Source organism: Pseudomonas sp. EA_5y_Pfl2_R50 (assembly GCF_963970475.1).
Lineage (GTDB): Bacteria > Pseudomonadota > Gammaproteobacteria > Pseudomonadales > Pseudomonadaceae > Aquipseudomonas.
Window position 1 is genome coordinate 34844 of sequence record NZ_CAXAPT010000016.1, and the last position, 20179, is coordinate 55022.

The window sequence follows — 20179 nt, forward strand, 5'->3', positions numbered from 1 at the left end:
CGCCGTTCCCTTGTGGGAGCGAGCCTGCTCGCGAAGACGCAGGCACAGTCAGAATAGATGTGTCAGTTAAACCGCTTTCGCGAGCAGGCTCGCTCCCACATTGGTTTGCGTCCCCCCTGAAAAAGTCGATAGAACTTCCGAGCGCGCGCCAGCCTCATAACTGACAAGCCCCCCCATTCAGGTAACGACATGGACCTTGTTATCGCGCGCCCCGAAGGTTTGTATTGCCCTGCCGGGGATTTCTACATCGACCCCTGGCGTGCGGTCGAGCGCTCGGTGATCACCCATGCCCATGGCGATCACGCCCGCACCGGCAACCAGCATTATCTGGCCAGCAGCGCCAGCGAAGGGATTCTGCGTGCGCGTCTGGGTCAGGACATCAATCTGCAAACCCTCGCCTATGGTCAGCGCCTGACCCACCACGGCGTGACCTTGAGTTTTCACCCCGCCGGGCATGTGCTCGGTTCGGCGCAGGTGCGTCTGGAGTATGGCGGCGAAGTCTGGGTCGCCTCCGGCGACTACAAGATCGAGCCGGATGGCACGTGTGCGCCGTTCGAACCGGTGCGCTGCCATACGTTCATCACCGAATCGACTTTCGGCCTGCCAATCTACCGCTGGCAACCTCAGGCGCAAGTGTTTGCCGAGATCAACCAGTGGTGGCAGGCAAACATCGCTGCCGGCAAGGCCAGCGTGTTGTTTTGCTATTCGTTCGGCAAGGCGCAGCGAATTCTTCACGGCATTGATGAAAGCCTCGGGCCGATCCTCAGCCACGGCGCCGTCGAGCCACTGAACCGGGTTTACCGCGAAGCCGGCGTTTACCTGCCGCCGACGATCTATGCCGGCGATGTCGCGAAAAGTGATCCACGCATGCGGCAGGCCTTGGTCATCGCCCCACCGTCGGCGGGCGGCAGCAGCTGGATGCGTCGCTTCGGCGATTTCAGCGATGCCTTTGCCAGCGGCTGGATGCGCCTGCGCGGCACTCGACGGCGGCGCGGGGTTGATCGCGGCTTCGTGCTTTCCGATCACGCCGACTGGCCCGGCCTGCTCTGGGCCATCGAACAAACCGGCGCGGAACGGGTGATGGTCACCCACGGTTCAATTGGCGTGCTGGTGCGTCATCTGCGCGAGAAAGGCCTGGATGCTCAAGGCTTCAACACCGAATACGGCGATGACGAAGAAGACAACGTCGCCAGCCAGCCCACCGTCGCCGAGACGCCTGAATGAAAGCCTTCGCCGATCTCTACGCCGAACTCGACGCCACCACCTCAAGCAACGCCAAACTGGCGGCGATGCAGGCTTACTTCGCCCAGGCTCAGCCCCATGACGCCGCGTGGGCGGTGTACTTTTTGTCGGGTGGCCGGCCCCGGCAATTGATCCCGGTGCGCGTCCTTCGTGAAGTCGCTGTCGATGTTTCCGGTCTGGAACCGTGGTTGTTCGAGGAAAGCTATCAATCCGTGGGCGATCTCGCCGAGACCATTTCCCTGGTGCTTACGGAAAATCCGCACACCTCCAGCGCCGGCCTGGCTGAATGGATAGAAGACAAGCTGCTGCCATTGCGCGGCGAAACGCCAGACTATCTCGCTCGGCAGTTGCCAGCGCTGTGGGCGCAACTGGATCGGCCGAGCCTGATGCTGTGCATCAAGTTGATCACTGGCAGTTTCCGCGTTGGCGTGTCGAAGTTGCTGGTGACCCGGGCCCTGGCGTCGTTGGCCGGACTCGACAGCAAGCGCGTGGCGCAGCGGCTGGTGGGCTACACCGACCTGTCCAACCGACCGAATGCGACGAGCTATCTGAAACTGATCGCCCCGGAATCCGCTGACGAACACGCCCAGCGCGGCGGGCAACCCTATCCATTCTTTCTCGCCCACGCCTTGTCGCAACCGGTTGAAGAGTTTGAAGCGCTGCTCGGGCCTGCCAGCGACTGGCAGATTGAATGGAAATGGGATGGCATCCGCGCCCAAGTGGTCAAGCGCGAGGGCCGCTTGTGGGTGTGGTCGCGCGGCGAAGAATTGGTCACCGAGCGTTTTCCCGAACTGGAGGTGCTGGTGCACGGTTTGCCCGACGGCACGGTGATCGACGGCGAAATCGTGGTGTGGAAAAGCACTCATCCGACCACCGAAGACGCCTTCAATCCGCAATCGACCGAACCACCTGCGGTGCAACCGTTCGCCCTGCTGCAACAACGCATCGGCCGCAAGACCCTCGACAAGAAAATCCTTGGGGAAGTGCCGGTGGTGGTGCTCGCCTACGACCTGCTCGAGTGGCAGGACGAAGACTGGCGCAACCAGCCGCAGGCCAAGCGTCGCGCGCAACTGGAAGACGTCATCGCGCACTGCAACAGTCCGGTGTTGCTGCCCTCCCCGGTGTTGACCGGTGAAGACTGGTTCGACCTCGCCCGCCAGCGCGAAGCCTCTCGGCGCCTGGGCGTTGAAGGCATGATGCTCAAGGCGCGGGATTCGCTGTACGGGGTCGGTCGCACCAAGGACATGGGCGTATGGTGGAAGTGGAAGGTCGAACCGTTCAGTGTCGATGCGGTACTGATTTATGCGCAGCGCGGTCATGGTCGCCGCGCCAGCCTCTACAGCGACTACACCTTTGCCGTGTGGGATGGGCCACCGGAATCCAGCCAACGGTCACTCGTGCCGTTTGCCAAGGCCTACTCAGGGTTGACCGACGAGGAAATGCGCCAGGTCGACAGCATCGTGCGTAAAACCACCGTAGAGAAATTCGGCCCGGTGAGCAGCGTGAAGCCAAGTCTGGTGTTCGAATTGGGCTTCGAGGGAATTGCCCTGTCACGGCGCCACAAAAGCGGGATTGCCGTGCGTTTCCCACGGATGCTGCGCTGGCGCCAGGACAAAACCGTCGACGAAGCGGATAGCCTCGACACGTTGCAGGATCTGCTCGCCTGAGCAGGTTTGCCGGTACCCCACGCGATTGAGCGTTCCCTCGCTCCGCCTGTGAACGATCAGCCACAAATCAGTGCATGCTTTCTGCGATGCCCGTTTTCGTGCACGCCTGCATTGATCTTGTAGCGCTCCTTACCTTTTAAAACGCTTGTTCGGGACTCTGGTTCGGAAATTGCTACTTTCTATAGGTCGTATGCGTTCCAGTAACAATAATTCTGCGCCACAAGCGCTCATATTGGTTCTTAGGGATTGAATAATGAAAAAAGCATTGCTGACCCTTTCTGCACTGGCGTTGTGCATGGCCGCTGGCTCCGCGCTGGCCAAGGAATACAAAGAGCTGCGCTTTGGCGTTGACCCTTCGTATGCACCGTTTGAGTCGAAAGCGGCCGACGGCAGCCTGGTGGGCTTCGACATCGACCTGGGCAACGCGATCTGCGCCGAACTGAAGGTCAAGTGCAAGTGGGTCGAAAGTGACTTTGACGGCATGATTCCGGGTCTCAAGGCCAACAAATTCGACGGTGTGATCTCGTCGATGACCGTGACCCCGGCCCGCGAAAAAGTCATCGACTTCTCCAGCGAGCTGTTCTCCGGCCCGACCGCTTACGTGTTCAAGAAAGGTTCCGGTCTGAGCGAAGACGTCGCGTCCCTGAAGGGCAAAACCGTCGGCTACGAGCAAGGCACCATTCAGGAAGCCTACGCCAAAGCCGTGCTGGACAAGGCTGGCGTGAAGACCCAGGCCTATCAGAATCAGGACCAGGTTTACTCTGACCTGACTTCTGGCCGTCTCGATGCCGCCATTCAGGACATGTTGCAAGCCGAACTGGGCTTCCTGAAGTCGCCAAAAGGTGAAGGCTACGAAGTCAGCAAACCCGTCGACAGCGAATTGCTGCCGGCCAAAACCGCTATCGGTATTAAGAAAGGTAACACTGAGCTGAAAGCGCTTTTGGATAAAGGTATCAAAGCGTTACACGACGACGGCAAATACGCCGAGATTCAAAAGAAACACTTTGGCGACCTGAATCTGTACAGCGGTAAATAATGCTCCGGCGCCCATCCTCGATGGGCGCCTTTTCCATCCGCTCAGGTTGCTGATTTATGTTCGAAACCCTCCTGCAAAATCTGGGGCTCTCCGCCTTCAGCCTCAAAGGTTTTGGTCCTTTGTTGCTGGAAGGGACCTGGATGACCATCAAATTATCGGCGATGTCGCTGCTGGTGGCCGTGTTGCTCGGCCTGCTCGGCGCCAGTGCCAAACTGTCGAAAGTCAAACTGGTGCGCCTGCCCGCCCAGCTCTACACCACATTGATTCGCGGCGTGCCGGACCTGGTGCTGATGCTGCTGATCTTCTACAGCCTGCAAACCTGGCTGACGTCTCTGACCGATTACCTGGAATGGGAATACATCGAGATCAACCCATTCAGCGCCGGGGTGCTGACCCTCGGCTTCATTTATGGCGCGTATTTCACCGAAACCTTCCGTGGTGCCATCCTCGCGGTGCCGCGTGGTCAAGTTGAAGCCGCCACCGCGTATGGCCTCAAACGCGGCCAGCGCTTTCGCATCGTGGTGTTCCCGCAAATGATGCGCTTCGCTTTGCCGGGCATCGGCAACAACTGGATGGTGATGCTCAAGGCCACTGCCCTGGTGTCGATCATCGGTCTGGCCGATCTGGTCAAAGCCGCGCAAGACGCCGGTAAAAGCACCTATCAACTGTTCTACTTTCTGGTCCTCGCCGCGTTGATCTACCTGCTGATCACCAGCGCCTCGAACTTCATCCTGCGCCGGCTCGAACGCCGCTACGCCGCCGGTGCCCGGGAGGCCATCCGATGATCGAACTCCTGCAGGAATACTGGAAAGCCTTTCTTTATACCGATGGCCAGAACATCACCGGGCTGGCGATGACGCTGTGGCTGCTCAGCGCCTCGATCTTCATCGGCTTTCTGGTGTCGATTCCGCTGTCGATTGCGCGGGTTTCGCCGCACTTCTACATTCGCTGGCCGGTGCAGTTCTACACCTACCTGTTCCGTGGCACGCCGTTGTATATCCAGTTGCTGATCTGCTACACCGGGATCTACAGCCTTGCCGCCGTGCGTGCGCAGCCGTTGCTCGACAGTTTCTTCCGCGATGCGATGAACTGCACGATCCTCGCCTTTGCCCTGAACACCTGCGCCTACACCACGGAGATTTTTGCCGGGGCGATCCGCAGCATGAACCACGGCGAAGTCGAAGCGGCCAAGGCCTACGGTCTGACGGGCTGGAAGCTGTATGCCTACGTGATCATGCCGTCGGCCCTGCGTCGCTCGTTGCCGTATTACAGCAACGAAGTGATCCTGATGCTGCACTCGACCACGGTGGCGTTTACCGCGACCATCCCTGACATCCTGAAAGTCGCCCGTGACGCCAACTCGGCGACCTTCCTGACCTTTCAGTCGTTCGGCATCGCCGCGCTGATCTACCTGACCATTACCTTTGCCCTGGTCGGCCTGTTCCGGCTCGCCGAACGCCGATGGCTGGCCTTCCTCGGGCCGACTCACTAAGCCCCAGCTCAGGAATAAAGAGATAAAAAAATGCGCCACCAGATACATGAGCTGCTGGCCCCGCTGCCGGGGACCGCACGACAGATCCACAGTTTTCACTTCGGCCCGGAGCAGGCCAAGGGCAAGGTCTACATCCAATCGTCGCTGCACGCTGACGAGTTGCCGGGCATGCTCGTCGCCTGGCACCTCAAGCAACGTCTGGCGGAGCTGGAAGCCGCCGGGCGTCTGCGCAGCGAAATCGTCCTGGTGCCAGTGGCCAACCCGGTCGGCCTCGAACAAGTGTTGATGGACGTGCCGCTGGGTCGCTACGAACTGGAGAGCGGGCAGAATTTCAACCGCTGGTTCGTCGACCTCAGCGAAGAGATCGGCAACGAGATCGAGGGCAAGCTCAGTGATGATCCGCAGCAAAACCTCGAGCTGATCCGTACCCGTCTGCGCAACGCCCTCGCCCGTCAGACCGCCACGACGCAACTGCAATCCCAGCGCCTGACCCTGCAGCGGCTGGCCTGCGATGCCGACATGGTGCTGGACCTGCACTGCGACTTCGAGTCGGTGGTGCATCTTTACACCACGCCGCAAGCGTGGCCGCAGGTAGAGCCATTGGCCCGCTACATCGAAGCGCAAGCGAGCCTGTTGGCCACCGATTCCGGCGGCCAGTCATTCGACGAATGCTTCACCTTGCTGTGGTGGCAGTTGAGGGAGCGCTTCGGCGAGCACTTCGAGATTCCCCTCGGCAGTTTTGCAGTCACCGTCGAATTGCGTGGTCAGGGTGACGTCAATCACCCGACGGCCAGCCGCGACTGCCAGGCGCTGATCGATTACCTGATTCAGTCCGATGCGATCGTCGGCGAGACCAAACCGCAGCCGCCATTGCCCTATCCCGCCACGCCACTGGCAGGTGTGGAACCTGTGACCACGCCGGTCGGCGGCCTGCTGGTGTACACGGCGATGGCCGGCCAGTATCTGGAAGCCGGGCAACAGATCGCCGAAATCATCGACCCGATCCACGACCGCATCACCCCCATTCATTGCACGACTGCCGGGTTGATGTACGCCCGCTCGCTGCGGCGCATGGCCACGGCCGGCATGGTCATCGCCCACGTTGCAGGCACGCAAGCCTATCGCAGCGGCTATCTACTTTCGCCTTGAGGATGCCTGTCCCATGTACAAACTGACTGTTGAAGGCCTGCACAAAAGCTACGGCGATCATCAAGTGCTCAAAGGCGTTTCGCTCAAGGCCAAAACCGGTGACGTGATCAGCCTGATCGGCGCCAGCGGCTCGGGCAAAAGTACCTTTTTGCGCTGCATCAACTTCCTCGAGCAGCCCAACGACGGCGCCATGAGCCTCGACGGCCAGGCGATCCGCATGATCAATGACCGCCACGGCATGCACGTCGCTGACGCCAATGAACTGCAACGCCTGCGCACGCGCCTGGCGATGGTGTTCCAGCACTTCAACCTGTGGAGCCACATGACCGTGCTGGAAAACATCACCATGGCCCCGCGCCGCGTGCTGGGTTGCAGCAAACAGGAAGCCGAGGATCGCGCCCGCCGGTACCTGGACAAGGTCGGTTTGCCGACGCGGGTGGCGGATCAGTACCCGGCGTTTCTCTCCGGTGGTCAGCAACAGCGCGTGGCGATTGCCCGGGCGTTGGCGATGGAGCCGGAAGTGATGCTGTTTGACGAACCGACTTCGGCACTCGACCCGGAGTTGGTCGGCGAAGTGTTGAAGGTGATTCAGGGACTGGCCGAAGAAGGCCGGACCATGATCATGGTGACCCATGAGATGAGCTTCGCCCGTAAGGTGTCCAGCCAGGTGTTGTTCCTGCATCAAGGTTTGGTGGAGGAAGAAGGCGCCCCCGAAGAAGTGCTCGGCAACCCCAAAAGCGAACGCCTCAAACAGTTTCTCAGCGGCAACCTGAAATAACGCCGTACACAAACCCCACTGTGGGAGCGGGCTTGCTCGCGAATGCGGTGTTTCAGTTAACCCATCATTGGCTGACACACCGCCTTCGCGAGCAAGCCCGCTCCCACCAAAAGCACACCGTGCCAGCTTGAAAAATCAAACTTGTCGACCTCCTGCATGGTCACTGGAATAACACTTCCAGAGCGCTCGCAGCCCGCATGGCGAAATCCTCCGACTTCGGAAAAACCTGGTTCAACGCCCGCGACTGGAAGCCGTTCGCCTTTCAGAAACAGGTCTGGGCGGCGGTCAACACCGGTCAGTCCGGACTGCTCCACGCCAGTACCGGCGCCGGTAAAACCTATGCCGTGTGGTTTGCTGCGCTCAATCGCTTCGCCAAACCCGCAGCAATTGTTGCAACCCCACGTAAACGCAAGCCGCCCGCTGAACCGCTGACGGTGCTGTGGATCACGCCCATGCGCGCCCTCGCCGCCGACACCGCGCGGGCCTTGCAAAGCCCGGTCGATGATTTGCAGATCCCATGGAGCATCGGCCTGCGCACCGGCGACACCAGCAGCAGCGAACGCGCCCGACAGAGCCGGCGCCTGCCGACCACGCTGATTACCACACCGGAAAGCCTGACTTTACTGCTCGCCCGCGCCGATGCTCAGGTGGCGCTGTCGTCGCTGCGCATGATCGTCGTCGACGAGTGGCACGAACTGCTCGGCAACAAACGCGGCGTGCAACTGCAATTGGCCCTCGCGCGCTTGCGCCACTGGCAGCCCGATCTGATCGTCTGGGGCGTGTCCGCGACCCTTGGTAACCAATCCCACGCCGAACAGGTGCTGATCCCACAGGGAGGCGGCATCAGTGTGCAGGGCCAAAGCGAAAAAACCCTGAAGATCGATACCCTTCTCCCACCGACAATCGAGCGTTTTCCCTGGGCCGGGCATATCGGTCTGAAGATGCTGCCGCAAGTCGTCACCGAACTGGAGGCTTCAGCCAGCAGCCTGGTGTTTACCAACACCCGCGCGCAATCGGAAATCTGGTATCAGGCGTTGCTAGAGGCGCGGCCGGATTGGGCCGGGTTGATTGCCCTGCATCACAGCTCGCTGTCCCGCGATACCCGCGACTGGGTCGAACGCGCCTTGAAGGAAGGTCATCTGAAAGCCGTGGTGTGCACGTCAAGCCTGGACCTGGGCGTGGACTTCTTGCCGGTGGAGCGCGTCCTGCAAATCGGCTCGGCCAAGGGTGTCGCACGCCTGATGCAGCGTGCCGGACGTTCGGGACACGCTCCGGGGAGAAGTTCGCGGGTGACGCTGGTACCCACTCACAGCCTCGAACTGATCGAGGCCGCCGCCGCTCGCGATGCCGTCGAGCAACGCAAGATCGAACCCCGGCTGTCGCCACACAAGCCCCTGGACGTGCTGGTACAGCATCTGGTCAGCATGGCCCTTGGTGGCGGATTTGTACCCGAAGATCTGTACGAAGAAGTCCGCGGCGCCTGGGCCTATCGTGACCTGACACCGGCGGATTGGGCCTGGGCGCTGGCTTTCGTGCGCCACGGCGGGATGTCTCTGACAGCCTATCCGGATTATCGCCGGGTTGAACCGGACGAGCACGGCGTCTGGCGCGTGCCCGATGCACGGCTGGCGCGGCGGCATCGCATGAGCATCGGCACCATCGTCAGCGATGCGAGCATTCACCTGAAATTCTGGAGCAAGGGGGGCGGAGGCAAACAATTGGGGAGCGTTGAAGAAGGTTTTATTGCACGGCTGAAACCCGGCGATGGCTTCCTGTTCGCCGGGCGTTTGCTGGAGCTGGTGCGGGTGGAGAACATGACCGCCTACGTCAAACGCAGCACGGCAAAAAAGGCCGCCGTACCGCGCTGGAATGGCGGCCGCATGCCACTTTCCAACGAGCTGGCCGAGGCCGTGGTCATGCGTTTTGATGCGGCGGCCCGAGGCGAGTTGGCGGGCCCGGAAATGCAGGCACTGCGCCCGCTTCTGCACACTCAGGCTGCCCGGTCCGGCCTGCCCACCGCAGGCAACCTGCTGGCCGAGGTGCTGAAATCCCGCGAGGGCTGGCACCTTTTCCTCTACCCCTTTGCCGGACGCCAAGTCCATTTGGGCCTCGCCAGCCTGCTGGCCTGGCGGGTCAGCCAGCGGCAAGCGGTGACTTTTTCGATTGCGGTGAATGACTACGGTCTGGAGTTGCTCAGTGCCACGCCCGTGGAATGGGCGCAACAACTCGACGCCGCCCTGCTCAGCCCTGAACATCTATTGAATGATGTATTGGCCAGCCTCAACGCCGGCGAACTTGCCCTGCGGCGCTTCCGCGAAATAGCACGAATTGCCGGACTGGTCTTCGCAGGCTATCCCGGCGCACCGAAAAGCACTCGCCAAGTGCAGGCCTCCAGCGGTCTGTTTTTTGAAGTGTTCAAACAGTATGACGCCGACAACCTGTTGCTCGCCCAGGCCGGGGAAGAAGTCCTGCGAGAGGAACTGGACATTCGCCGACTGGAACAGACGCTGGAGCGACTCAACGGGATGAAAATGGACGTGCATCACATAAAACGCCCCACACCGCTGGGCTTTCCGCTGTTGGTGGAGCGCATGCGCGAGAGCATGAGTTCGGAAAAACTCGCTGATCGAATCAGACGCATGGTCGGCGACCTGGAAAAAGACGCTGACAAGGAAAAACGCCGATGAGCGCACCTTACCCTGTGCGTCTGGCCGGCGAAGAACTGTGGTTGCTGCCGGAAAAAGCCCTGTACTGGCCGGCACAACGGGCGTTGCTGATTGCCGATGTGCATTTCGGCAAGGCTGCTGCCTATCGCAGCCTTGGTCAGCCCGTCCCGCAAGGCACCACGGCGAGCAATATCGAAGTCATTGATGCTCTGCTGGCGAAGCTGCCCTGTCGGCAACTGATATTTCTCGGCGACTTTCTCCACGGCCCCGGCTCTCACGCGGCGGGCACGTTAAACGCCCTGGCGCAGTGGCGAGCACGCCACGCTGACTTGCCCATGACCCTGATTCGCGGCAATCACGACAAGCGCGCGGGTGACCCGCCGGCATCGCTGAACATACGCGTGGTCCCGGAGCCGCTGCTGCTGGGCCCGTTTGCCTTGCAGCACGAACCTGATCCGCATCCTGAACGGCATGTACTGGCCGGTCATGTGCATCCCGTTTACCGGTTGCGCGGCAGGGGTCGACAGCGTTTGCGACTGGCGTGTTTCCGCCTGAGCGAGCGCATCAGCCTGCTGCCCGCGTTCGGCGCTTTTACTGGAGGCTATCCCGTCGAAAAGGATGACAGCTGCAGGATTTTTGTCATCGGCGATAACGAAATATGGCCGGTCAGCTGAAGTCTTCACAGACCTCAACTGACCGGCCATGCATTTCACGGCGAATCAAGCGACTGGCGCGGGTGGCGGCTCGTCCGGCAACGTAGGCTCGCCCGGCTCGGTCGGTTGCTCGTTAGGGGTGTCAGGATCGGGCTGACCGGGAATCCCGCCTGCCATGCTCAGTGGCGGATGAGCCAACAAGGACCAGGCCAATACGCCAATCTGATTGGGCTCCAGCCTTGCCAGTTCGGCAGTGATATGCGGATCGATCTTCATAGGGGCACTCCTCGACGAAGGCCCGTTTCGCCAGAAGCAAAACGGGCAGTACACCCCATAGAGTGCCTGCCCGCCAAAGAATTCCCGACATCTGCCGGATGGTCGACTCAGGTACGCGGCAATGTCACGCCACGCTGGCCCTGGTACTTGCCGCCACGATCCTTGTAGGAGACTTCACATTCTTCATCGGATTCGAGGAAGAGCATCTGCGCCACGCCTTCGTTGGCGTAGATTTTCGCCGGCAGGTTGGTGGTGTTGGAGAACTCCAGCGTCACGTGACCTTCCCACTCAGGCTCCAGCGGCGTGACGTTGACGATGATGCCGCAGCGCGCGTAGGTGCTCTTGCCCAGGCAGATGGTCAGTACATTGCGCGGAATGCGGAAGTACTCGACGGTGCTGGCCAGTGCAAAGGAGTTTGGCGGGATGATGCAGACATCGCTGTGGATGTCGACGAAGCTGCCGGCGTCGAAGTTTTTCGGGTCGACGATGGCCGAATTGATGTTGGTGAACACCTTGAAATGATTGGTGCAACGCACATCGTAGCCGTAGCTCGACACACCATAGGAGATCACCCGGCTGTCGTCGCTGCCGCGCATCTGGCGCTCGACGAACGGTTCGATCATGCCGTGTTCCTGCGCCATGCGGCGAATCCACTTGTCCGATTTGATGCTCATGGCGGGTGTCCTGAATAGCGAGGTGGAAAAATTCTGTCCGGCATCTTACCGGGCGCGCCGCCGGGTTCAAAGTGCAGGCTGCAATTCTCGCCGATCCCCCATGAAATACGCAGTCTGACGACGAACAGTTGCACCGCCGATCCCTAAATCAGAGAAACCTTCGCAAGAAGCATTGGCACGTTCCGGAAAAAGGGTTAAGGTGGCGCCACTGTGCTGCTTGTGTCACTGAGAATCTCTACACGATATGTTGAATTTCGATCCAACCATCTACAAGAATTTTTCCTGCTCTTTGCACTCAGTCTCGGCCAGGGTTCTTCCTGAGTCGCAGTTATCTTTGTTCAAGGAGTTACACCATGTCTAATCGCCAAACCGGTACCGTTAAGTGGTTCAACGATGAAAAAGGCTTCGGCTTCATCACTCCACAATCCGGTGACGACCTGTTCGTTCACTTCAAAGCTATCCAATCCGACGGCTTCAAAAGCCTGAAAGAAGGCCAACAGGTTTCTTTCATCGCTACCCGCGGTCAGAAAGGCATGCAAGCTGAAGAAGTACAAGTTATCTAACTTGTAGCTTCTTTAGAAAAGAGCCCCGCCCTTAAAAGCGGGGCTTTTTTGTGCCCGCTTGTTTTTCAGACAAAAAAATCGCAGCCTGCGGCCGTTCCTACATTGTTCCCTGTAGGACCTGCCGCAGGCTGCGATCTTTTGCTTTGGCGTTACCAGGCCACGCCAAACCCGGCGGTGTAACGGGTCTTGTTCAGATCAGCATCGTTGGTGCCACTGATGATGTCACGCTCGGCCTTGAGATTGAGCGACGCCCAATCGGTGACCTTGTAGCGCAACCCCATCTCGGCATCCAGTGCGTAGTCTGCAACCCCGGACAGCGGCTTGCCGACTTCACCGTTGGTGAAGAACTCGACTTTCTTGCCGATCAGGTAGCGGTTGTAATCCCACTTCATGGCGACGGAATAGAAATTGTCCTTGCTGCCATCGCGATACTCGTAATCGGTGCGGTTGAGCAGCGAGCCGAGAGAGAACGCACCCAGCTCATCGTCCCAGAACTGGTAACCGGGACCGGTACCGACCACGCGCTGGCGAGCCAGCTCTTCAATGTGATCACGCTTGTAATTCAAACGCCCCTGCCAGAACCACTGATCCGTGAGGAAGCGGTCAAGCGAGTATTCCGCGCGCCAGTTGTCGGTGGTGGTGACATCGTCCTGCACTTCGCGGTTGTACTCACCTTCCGCGATATGCCGCCAGCGACCATGCCGCGCCGTGGTCTTGAAGCCGACGTCGTAATCATCGGTGTCCTTCTCGGCGCGCTGATAGTCCAGCGCCAGATCGACATTGCCCTTCCAGACCAGATCCTCGACCACCGGTTTCGGCTTGAGGATTTGCTGAATACTGGCCAGCTCGACCGTCTTCGGCGCCTCGCCGTTAGCCAGGGTAACCTTGCCGTCCTCCGCAGCGGTCAGCGATTTGGACACTTCACCGGCATAGGCATCCTGCTTGACCAGCAAGTGTTGATCGCTGTCCAGCGTCTTGACCTCTTTCCAGTCAATCGTGACGGCGCCGGCATATTTGGTCTGAATCAACAGTTTGCCGCCGTCGAACACGGTGATGGTGCCGCTCAACTTGTCACCGTTCTTCATCCAGACAGTGTCGGCAAGCAGGGGCGTGGACGCGCTGAATACAGCAAGGCACAGCAATGATCTGGACAACATAAGCGAATCTAGGGCTCAGGTTTGCGAAAAAGATCGGCATTATCCGTAGGAATAAGGCCATGACAAGGACTGACCGGATGAATTCCAATGAGTTCATTTCTCAACCACGCGGTAGCGGATTACCCTTGGAGCCAATATTCGACGATGTGCAGGAACCCCGCCCGTGACAGACCCGACCCACGCAGGTGAAAGCGAAGCGCAAATCCGACGCACGGCGCTCTACTCGACGCTCGCTCAGGTGCCCGAAGGCAAAGTCGTCAGCTATGGTCAGTTAGCCGAGCTGGCCGGCTTGGGGCGCGCCGCCCGCTGGGTTGGCCGCACCTTGAGCCAATTGCCCGGTGATACCAGGCTGCCCTGGCACCGCGTACTGGGCGCTGGCGGTCGGATCAGCCTGCCCGTGGGCAGCCCTTCGGGTGACGAGCAAAGGGCGCGATTACGTATGGAAGGCATCACCGTCCTGAACAATCGTGTGGATATTCAGCGCCATGGCTGGCGTCCGGTAGAGCACAGCGGTTAGAGTGCGCGCTTTGTTTTCGCAATCTTGAGGCAGACTTCAGCCCATGCCCCGTAAAACCTGGCGCGCCGCACTAGCCGCCTATGCCAGTCCTTCGACGCTCGTGCTGTTGTTGCTCGGTTTCGCCGCCGGCCTGCCGTACATGTTGGTGTTTTCGACGCTCTCCGTCTGGCTGCGTGAAGCGGGCGTTGCCCGTGAGACCATCGGCTACGCCAGCCTGATCGGGCTGGCCTATGCGTTCAAATGGGTCTGGTCTCCCCTGCTCGACCAATGGCGCTTGCCGCTACTGGGCAAGCTTGGCCGTCGCCGTTCGTGGCTGGTGCTCTCGCAAACCCTGGTCATCCTTGGCCTGATCGGCATGGGTTTCTGTGATCCGCAGAAGCACCTGTCCTGGCTGATCGCCATCGCCGTGGTCGTCGCCTTCGCCTCCGCCACCCAGGATATTGCGGTGGACGCCTATCGCCTGGAAATCGCCGAAGACAACCGCCAGGCCGCCCTCGCCGCCAGCTACATGTCGGGGTACCGCGTGGCTGCACTGCTGGCGACTGCTGGCGCCTTGTTCTTTGCCGAAGGCTTCGGCTCCACCGGCTTCAACTACAAACATTCAGCCTGGGCGGGCACTTACGCACTGTTCGGCGCATTGATGATTCCCGCGCTGCTGACCACGCTGCTGATGCGCGAGCCACCGGTGCCGCTACGCACTCAGCTGCAGGCCGGGCGTTACACCTTCATGCATCAACTGATGTCGGTATTTGTGCTGATCGTTTTGCTGGTCTCGGTACCGGCGATGTTCACCCAGCTGTACAACACCGACTTCGCCAGCGTGCTGTTTGGCGACATGAGCCCGCTGGACCTGTTGCTCGAAGACCGCGCGTTCCTGCGCGCCATCCTCTATACGCTGCTGACTGGCCTGTGCCTGTCGACCATGGGCCGTCGCGGCCTCGCGCCAGTGCTGACACCGGTCAACGACTTTATTCTGCGCTATCGCTGGCAGGCGCTGCTGTTGCTCGGGCTGATCGCCACCTATCGGATGTCCGACACGGTGATGGGCGTCATGGCCAACGTGTTCTACATCGACCAGGGCTTCACCAAGGATCAGATCGCCAGTGTCAGCAAGATCTTCGGCCTGATCATGACGCTGGTCGGCGCCGGTATGGGCGGTCTGCTGATCGTGCGCTTCGGCATCCTGCCCATCCTGTTCATCGGCGGCGCGGCTTCGGCGGCGACCAACCTGCTGTTCGTGATGCTCGCCGATATGGGCCCGAACCTGCAGATGCTGGTGGTGACCATCTCCCTCGACAACTTCAGCTCGGGTCTGGCGACGTCGGCGTTCGTCGCCTATCTCTCGAGCCTGACCAACCTGAAGTTCTCCGCCACGCAATACGCCCTGCTCAGTTCGATCATGCTGCTGTTGCCGCGCCTGATGGGTGGCTACTCCGGCGTTCTGGTCGAGAAGTTCGGTTATCACAGTTTCTTCCTGATCACCGCCCTGCTCGGCGTACCGACGCTGGTGCTGATCGCCCTGCACTGGTTCCAGGAGAGCCGCCGCGAAGGCCCGACGCCGACGCCCGAGCCCGTGCCGACGCCGATCACAGAAGAATCGTAAGACGTTTCGTCAACGGCGGGAGGAATCCCGCCGTTGGACCTCGCCACCGGCCACACGCCTGTACGTCAGCAAAACTCGCCGGTACACTGCTCCGTCATTTCCAGTCATAGCAACCGACAACGGCCAACCATGCGCACCAGTCAATTTTTGCTCGCCACACAGAAAGAAACGCCTTCCGATGCGGTCGTGATCAGCCACCAGCTGATGCTGCGCGCCGGCATGATCCGCAAACTCGCCTCGGGCCTGTACACCTGGCTGCCCATGGGCCTGCGAGTCATGCGCAAGGTTGAAGCCATCGTTCGCGAAGAGATGAACGCTGCCGGTTCTCTGGAAGTGTTGATGCCGAGCACCCAACCAGCCGAGCTGTGGCAGGAATCGGGGCGCTGGGAAGAGTACGGCCCTGAGCTGCTGCGCATCAAGGACCGCCATGGTCGCGACTTCTGCGCGGGCCCGACCCACGAGGAAGTGATCACTGATCTGATGCGCAACGAGTTGAGCAGCTACAAACAGCTGCCAATCAACCTGTACCAGATCCAGACCAAATTCCGTGACGAAATCCGCCCACGCTTCGGTTTGATGCGCGGTCGCGAATTCATTATGAAGGACGCCTACTCCTTCCACACCGATCAGGCGTCGCTGCAGATTACTTATGACCGCATGCATGAAGCCTACTGCAACATCTTCACGCGTCTGGGTCTGAAATTCCGTCCGGTTGAAGCCGACAACGGTTCGATCGGTGGCGCTGGCTCGCACGAGTTCCACGTACTGGCCGAGTCCGGCGAAGACGACATCGTCTTCAGCAACGGCTCCGACTACGCCGCGAACATCGAAAAGGCTGAAGCGGTGCCACGCGAAACTTCGCGTCCTGCTCCGACCGAAGCACTGCGCCTGGTCGATACGCCAGACACCAAGACCATCGCGGCCCTGGTGGAAAAATTCAATCTGCCGATCGAAAAGACCATCAAAACCCTGATCGTGCGCGCCGAAGAAGAAGGCAAGCTGATCGCGCTGGTCATCCGTGGCGACCACGAACTCAACGAAATCAAGGCTGCCCAGCAACCTGGCGTTGCCAGCCCGCTGGTCATGGCCACCGATGCCGAACTGCGTGACGCCATTGGCGCTGGCGCCGGCTCGCTGGGCCCGCTGAACCTGCCGCTCCCTATCATCATCGACCGTTCGGTCGAGCTGATGAGCGACTTCGGTATCGGCGCAAACATCGACGACAAGCACTACTTCGGCGTGAACTGGGAGCGTGATCTGCCGGTTCCGACCGTTGCCGACCTGCGTAATGTGGTTGCCGGTGACCCAAGCCCTGACGGCAAAGGGACACTGGAAATCAAGCGCGGCATCGAAGTCGGGCACATCTTCCAGCTGGGCAACAAGTACAGCAAGGCGATGAAGTGCGAAGTGCTGGGCGAGAACGGCAAGCCGGTCACCCTGGAAATGGGCTGCTACGGCATCGGCGTGTCCCGCGTGGTGGCTGCGGCCATCGAGCAAAACAACGACGAAAACGGCATTATCTGGAGCGACACCCTCGCGCCGTTCCAGATCGCACTGGTACCGCTGCGTTATGAAACCGAGCAGGTGCGCGAAGCCACCGACAAGCTGTACGCCGAATTGACAGCGGCCGGTTTCGAAGTGCTGCTGGATGATCGCGACAAGAAAACCAGCCCGGGCATCAAGTTCGCTGACATGGAGCTGATCGGCATTCCACACCGGATCGTGGTCAGCGACCGCGGCCTTGCCGAAGGCAACCTGGAATACAAGAGTCGTACCGAAGGCGAGGCGCAAGCATTGCCGGTGGCCGACGTACTGTCCTTCCTCCAGGCCCGTATCCGCCGCTGAAACCAGATAGAGACGTCATGTTCAAGCGAAACACCTTAGGCCTCGGTGGCACCGCCCTGTGCGGTGCCCTGCTGGTCAGCGGCTGTGCCAATCACATGTCACAACGCAGCGAGCACGAAGAGCGGGTCGAGCGAAAATTGCTCGACCACAGCCTGCAGATCGATGTCGGTGAGCCTAAGGCGCTTGAGCTGCCGCAGCGACGCGTGAAGATCAACGAGCAGAAAACGTTCGAAGTCACCGAGTTCGAAGTCACCCGTCATTACGACCGCTACACGCCTTACCAGCCTTGGCGGGAAGTCTACGAGATTCCCCTGGGCGTGGTGGCGGTGGTCGGCGGCGTCGGCGCGAACGTGGTCAACGTGTTCGCCCTCGGCAACCTGCCGGACAGCGTGACCAAGGACTGGCTGAGCTACGGCTTTGCCGGGCTCAATCCGTTCATGAACGTGCAGTCCAACGGTCGTGCGCAACAGAATCTGGCCGGCATCGATGAAGTCCAGCGCGACAAGCGCACGGAGTATTCGAGCCTGCCGTGGAGCGAGCGCCCGGTACAGGTCAAGGCTGGAAAACAGACCTTCGACATGACCACCGACCGCAATGGTGTTTTGCGCCTGAATCTGCTCGACAGTCCGTTTGCCGAGAACGACCTCAACCACGTCGGCAAACTGCAGATCAGCGTCGAAGACGCCAAGGATGACGTGCATTCCGACTCATCTCTGATGATCAGCAGCCATCTGCGCAGCAAGCTGCTGGAAGCGCACGGGCTGATTTATGACGACCTCGAAGACGACGAAGTGAGCCAGTGGGTGCACCGGGTCAAACGCCTGTCGGAACTGGGTCTGGAAGAAGAAGCCAGCGAGCTGGAACAAAGCCTGATCGAACTGACGCGCAACGATCCTGAGTTGCAGACTGAGTTTCTCAAGTCGTTGACCAAGGATGCCGGGCGTCTGGTGGCGGACCCAGGCCCGAATTAACAGCAGCAGCTTCGTCGGAACGCCGCCCGGAACCAACTCGCTCCCACATTGAATGTGCACACGACACAGAACCAATGTGGGAGCGGGCTTGCTCGCGAAGGCTGACTGCCAGGCACTGCAAAACTACCGCTCAAACAACTCCATCTGCTCAAAGCCTCCGCGCAAATCCTCCAGCCTCACCCCGACCCCCAACAACCGCACCGGTTTACCCCCGCGATTGAATGCCTGCGTCAGCATCAACTGATAGCTGCCCAGATCCCGCCCTGCCCCGGCCTGCTCCAGCGTGGTCTGGGTAAAATCATGAAACTTCACTTTGACGAACGGCTTGCCCGGTCTGTAACTGCTGTCGATCCGTGCCATGCGGGTTTTCAGGGTTTCCAGCAGCTCTGGCAATTTATCCAGGCAACTGCGCAAATCTGGCAGATCCACGTTGTAGGTATTTTCCACACTGATCGACTGACGCCGACTGTCGTTGTGCACCAAGCGATCATCGATCCCACGGGCCAGGCTCCACAATCGCTCGCCAAAGCTGCCGAATTCCCGCACAAGTGCCAGCTTGTCCCACTCGCGCAGCTGTAAACAGTCAACGATGCCGAGTCTGCCCAGCTTGTCGGCGGTGACCTTGCCTACGCCATGCAACTTGCTCACCGGCAAATCACTGACGAAATCCTCGACCTGATCCGGGGTGATGACAAACAGACCGTTGGGCTTTTTCCAGTCGCTGGCGATCTTGGCCAGAAACTTGTTCGGCGCCACACCAGCGGACACGGTGATGTGCAATTGGTTGGAGACCCGGCGACGAATGTCCTGAGCAATTCGTGTGGCGCTACCGCCGAAATGCGCGCTATCGGATACATCCAGGTAGGCCTCGTCCAGCGACAGCGGTTCAATGAGATCGGTGTAATCGGCAAAGATCGTGTGTATTTCTTTTGAGGCTTCGCGGTAGGCATCCATGCGTGGCTTGACGATAGTCAGGTCAGGGCACAGTTTCAGTGCATGCCCCGACGCCATCGCCGAACGCACGCCGTAGGCTCGCGCTTCGTAGTTGCAGGTCGCGATCACCCCGCGCCGATCAGCCGAGCCACCCACCGCCAACGGTTTTCCGGCCAGACGCGGGTCATCGCGCATCTCGATGGCGGCGTAGAAACAATCGCAGTCGATGTGGATGATTTTTCGCTGAGTCATATCAGAAAAGAAAACGTGGCGAGCCGGATCGGCAGTATCTCACTCACACCTGTATATAGCACCAGTGGTACGAATGTTCTTTTACGAATGTAAGAGAACGCCTTTGAATTTATTTTCTCAATCGACGTAACGCCGCCAATAGAGCTGAAAGCCTTGCCCCGCCTGCCCTGCGCCCGGAAAAACACCCGATAAAAAACGCTAACCGATTGAACCTCAACAGATTTTATCCGGATTGCGGGTTGACACCCCGGCGTTCCTCTGTAGAATGCCGACACACAGACGCGGGATGGAGCAGTCTGGTAGCTCGTCGGGCTCATAACCCGAAGGTCGTTGGTTCAAATCCAGCTCCCGCAACCAAACATCAAAAAAGGCTACTCGAGAGAGTGGCCTTTTTTGTGCGCGCCTGTTTTGTGGATCTACGCTTCTTATGGAGCAGCCACCGCCAAACAGGAATCCGTTGCATTTCCGAAAGTTAGCGCGCCACCTGCGACCGTTTGACGCGATTGCACACTTATTTGACCCTTTACGGGATTAGCGGTTGACACCTCGCCGTTCGCCTGTAGAATGCCGCCACACAGACGCGGGATGGAGCAGTCTGGTAGCTCGTCGGGCTCATAACCCGAAGGTCGTTGGTTCAAATCCAGCTCCCGCAACCAAACATCAAAAAAGGCTACTCGAAAGAGTGGCCTTTTTTGTATCTGTGGA

At 59.8% G+C, this 20179-nt stretch carries 18 protein-coding genes and 2 tRNA genes; 16 read left to right on the forward strand and 4 right to left on the reverse strand.

All coding sequences use genetic code 11. From position 1 onward, the window contains the following. The first annotated feature begins 189 nt into the window (after positions 1-189). From AACY19_RS23520 to pdeM, 9 genes are all read left to right on the forward strand, one after another. Complete coding sequence (locus AACY19_RS23520) at positions 190-1224, forward strand: ligase-associated DNA damage response exonuclease (protein WP_339453995.1); 1035 nt, start codon at positions 190-192, stop codon at positions 1222-1224. Continuing rightward, positions 1221-2909 carry an ATP-dependent DNA ligase gene (locus AACY19_RS23525; protein WP_339453996.1) on the forward strand — a complete coding sequence of 563 codons (1689 nt, stop codon included), beginning with the start codon at positions 1221-1223 and terminating at the stop codon, positions 2907-2909. The genes AACY19_RS23520 and AACY19_RS23525 overlap by 4 nt, the downstream gene beginning before the upstream one ends. A gap of 253 nt (positions 2910-3162) precedes the next feature. Next, positions 3163-3945 (forward strand): transporter substrate-binding domain-containing protein, encoded by a 783-nt coding sequence (locus tag AACY19_RS23530; RefSeq protein WP_339453997.1) that lies wholly within the window; start codon positions 3163-3165, stop codon positions 3943-3945. A gap of 56 nt (positions 3946-4001) precedes the next feature. Next, positions 4002-4730, forward strand: a complete 729-nt coding sequence (locus AACY19_RS23535; RefSeq protein ID WP_339453998.1) for an ABC transporter permease — start codon at positions 4002-4004, stop codon at positions 4728-4730. Next, on the forward strand, positions 4727-5437 hold the full coding sequence (locus AACY19_RS23540; RefSeq protein ID WP_339453999.1) for an ABC transporter permease: 711 nt from the start codon (positions 4727-4729) through the stop codon (positions 5435-5437). Before AACY19_RS23535 ends, AACY19_RS23540 begins: the two co-directional genes overlap by 4 nt. A gap of 30 nt (positions 5438-5467) precedes the next feature. After that, on the forward strand, positions 5468-6586 hold the full coding sequence (locus tag AACY19_RS23545; protein ID WP_339454000.1) for a succinylglutamate desuccinylase/aspartoacylase family protein: 1119 nt from the start codon (positions 5468-5470) through the stop codon (positions 6584-6586). Between the two features lie 13 nt (positions 6587-6599). Further along, positions 6600-7364 (forward strand): ABC transporter ATP-binding protein, encoded by a 765-nt coding sequence (locus AACY19_RS23550; protein ID WP_339454001.1) that lies wholly within the window; start codon positions 6600-6602, stop codon positions 7362-7364. 197 nt (positions 7365-7561) lie between these two features. Then, entirely contained in the window at positions 7562-10051 is a 2490-nt protein-coding gene (locus AACY19_RS23555) for a ligase-associated DNA damage response DEXH box helicase (RefSeq protein WP_339454002.1), read from the forward strand. After that, positions 10048-10704 (forward strand): ligase-associated DNA damage response endonuclease PdeM, encoded by a 657-nt coding sequence (gene pdeM, locus AACY19_RS23560; protein WP_339454003.1) that lies wholly within the window; start codon positions 10048-10050, stop codon positions 10702-10704. The genes AACY19_RS23555 and pdeM overlap by 4 nt, the downstream gene beginning before the upstream one ends. A 45-nt stretch (positions 10705-10749) precedes the next feature. Here the strand turns inward: pdeM and AACY19_RS23565 are convergent, their stop codons facing one another. Together AACY19_RS23565 and dcd are read right to left on the reverse strand one after the other, a co-directional pair. Beyond that, entirely contained in the window at positions 10750-10959 is a 210-nt protein-coding gene (locus tag AACY19_RS23565; RefSeq protein WP_339454004.1) for a hypothetical protein, read from the reverse strand. A gap of 107 nt (positions 10960-11066) precedes the next feature. Continuing rightward, positions 11067-11633, reverse strand: a complete 567-nt coding sequence (gene dcd / locus AACY19_RS23570) for a dCTP deaminase (protein ID WP_007940589.1) — start codon at positions 11631-11633, stop codon at positions 11067-11069. Positions 11634-11986: 353 nt separating this feature from the next. On the opposite strand from dcd, the gene AACY19_RS23575 reads away from it, so the two are divergent. After that, entirely contained in the window at positions 11987-12196 is a 210-nt protein-coding gene (locus AACY19_RS23575) for a cold-shock protein (protein WP_002554837.1), read from the forward strand. A gap of 149 nt (positions 12197-12345) precedes the next feature. Here the strand turns inward: AACY19_RS23575 and AACY19_RS23580 are convergent, their stop codons facing one another. After that, positions 12346-13353: a DUF481 domain-containing protein gene (locus tag AACY19_RS23580; RefSeq protein ID WP_339454005.1), complete on the reverse strand. Its 1008-nt coding sequence runs from the start codon at positions 13351-13353 to the stop codon at positions 12346-12348. A 163-nt stretch (positions 13354-13516) separates the two neighbouring features. On the opposite strand from AACY19_RS23580, the gene AACY19_RS23585 reads away from it, so the two are divergent. The 4 genes from AACY19_RS23585 to AACY19_RS23600 all read left to right on the forward strand — a co-directional run bounded on the left by AACY19_RS23585 (position 13517) and on the right by AACY19_RS23600 (position 18289). Next, positions 13517-13870, forward strand: a complete 354-nt coding sequence (locus tag AACY19_RS23585) for an MGMT family protein (RefSeq protein ID WP_339454006.1) — start codon at positions 13517-13519, stop codon at positions 13868-13870. A gap of 43 nt (positions 13871-13913) precedes the next feature. Next, positions 13914-15473: an AmpG family muropeptide MFS transporter gene (locus tag AACY19_RS23590; RefSeq protein ID WP_339454007.1), complete on the forward strand. Its 1560-nt coding sequence runs from the start codon at positions 13914-13916 to the stop codon at positions 15471-15473. Positions 15474-15602: 129 nt separating this feature from the next. Continuing rightward, a complete protein-coding gene (locus AACY19_RS23595; protein ID WP_339454008.1) occupies positions 15603-17318 on the forward strand; it encodes a proline--tRNA ligase in 1716 nt (571 codons plus the stop codon). Between the two features lie 17 nt (positions 17319-17335). Further along, positions 17336-18289 carry a hypothetical protein gene (locus AACY19_RS23600; protein WP_339454009.1) on the forward strand — a complete coding sequence of 318 codons (954 nt, stop codon included), beginning with the start codon at positions 17336-17338 and terminating at the stop codon, positions 18287-18289. Positions 18290-18412: 123 nt separating this feature from the next. On the opposite strand, the gene dinB is transcribed toward AACY19_RS23600, so the two are convergent. Next, entirely contained in the window at positions 18413-19474 is a 1062-nt protein-coding gene (dinB, locus tag AACY19_RS23605; RefSeq protein ID WP_339454010.1) for a DNA polymerase IV, read from the reverse strand. Between the two features lie 280 nt (positions 19475-19754). On the opposite strand from dinB, the gene AACY19_RS23610 reads away from it, so the two are divergent. Together AACY19_RS23610 and AACY19_RS23615 are read left to right on the forward strand one after the other, a co-directional pair. Beyond that, positions 19755-19831 (forward strand) — tRNA-Met (locus AACY19_RS23610). 222 nt (positions 19832-20053) lie between these two features. After that, a tRNA-Met gene (locus AACY19_RS23615) sits at positions 20054-20130 on the forward strand. Positions 20131-20179: the final 49 nt, after the last annotated feature.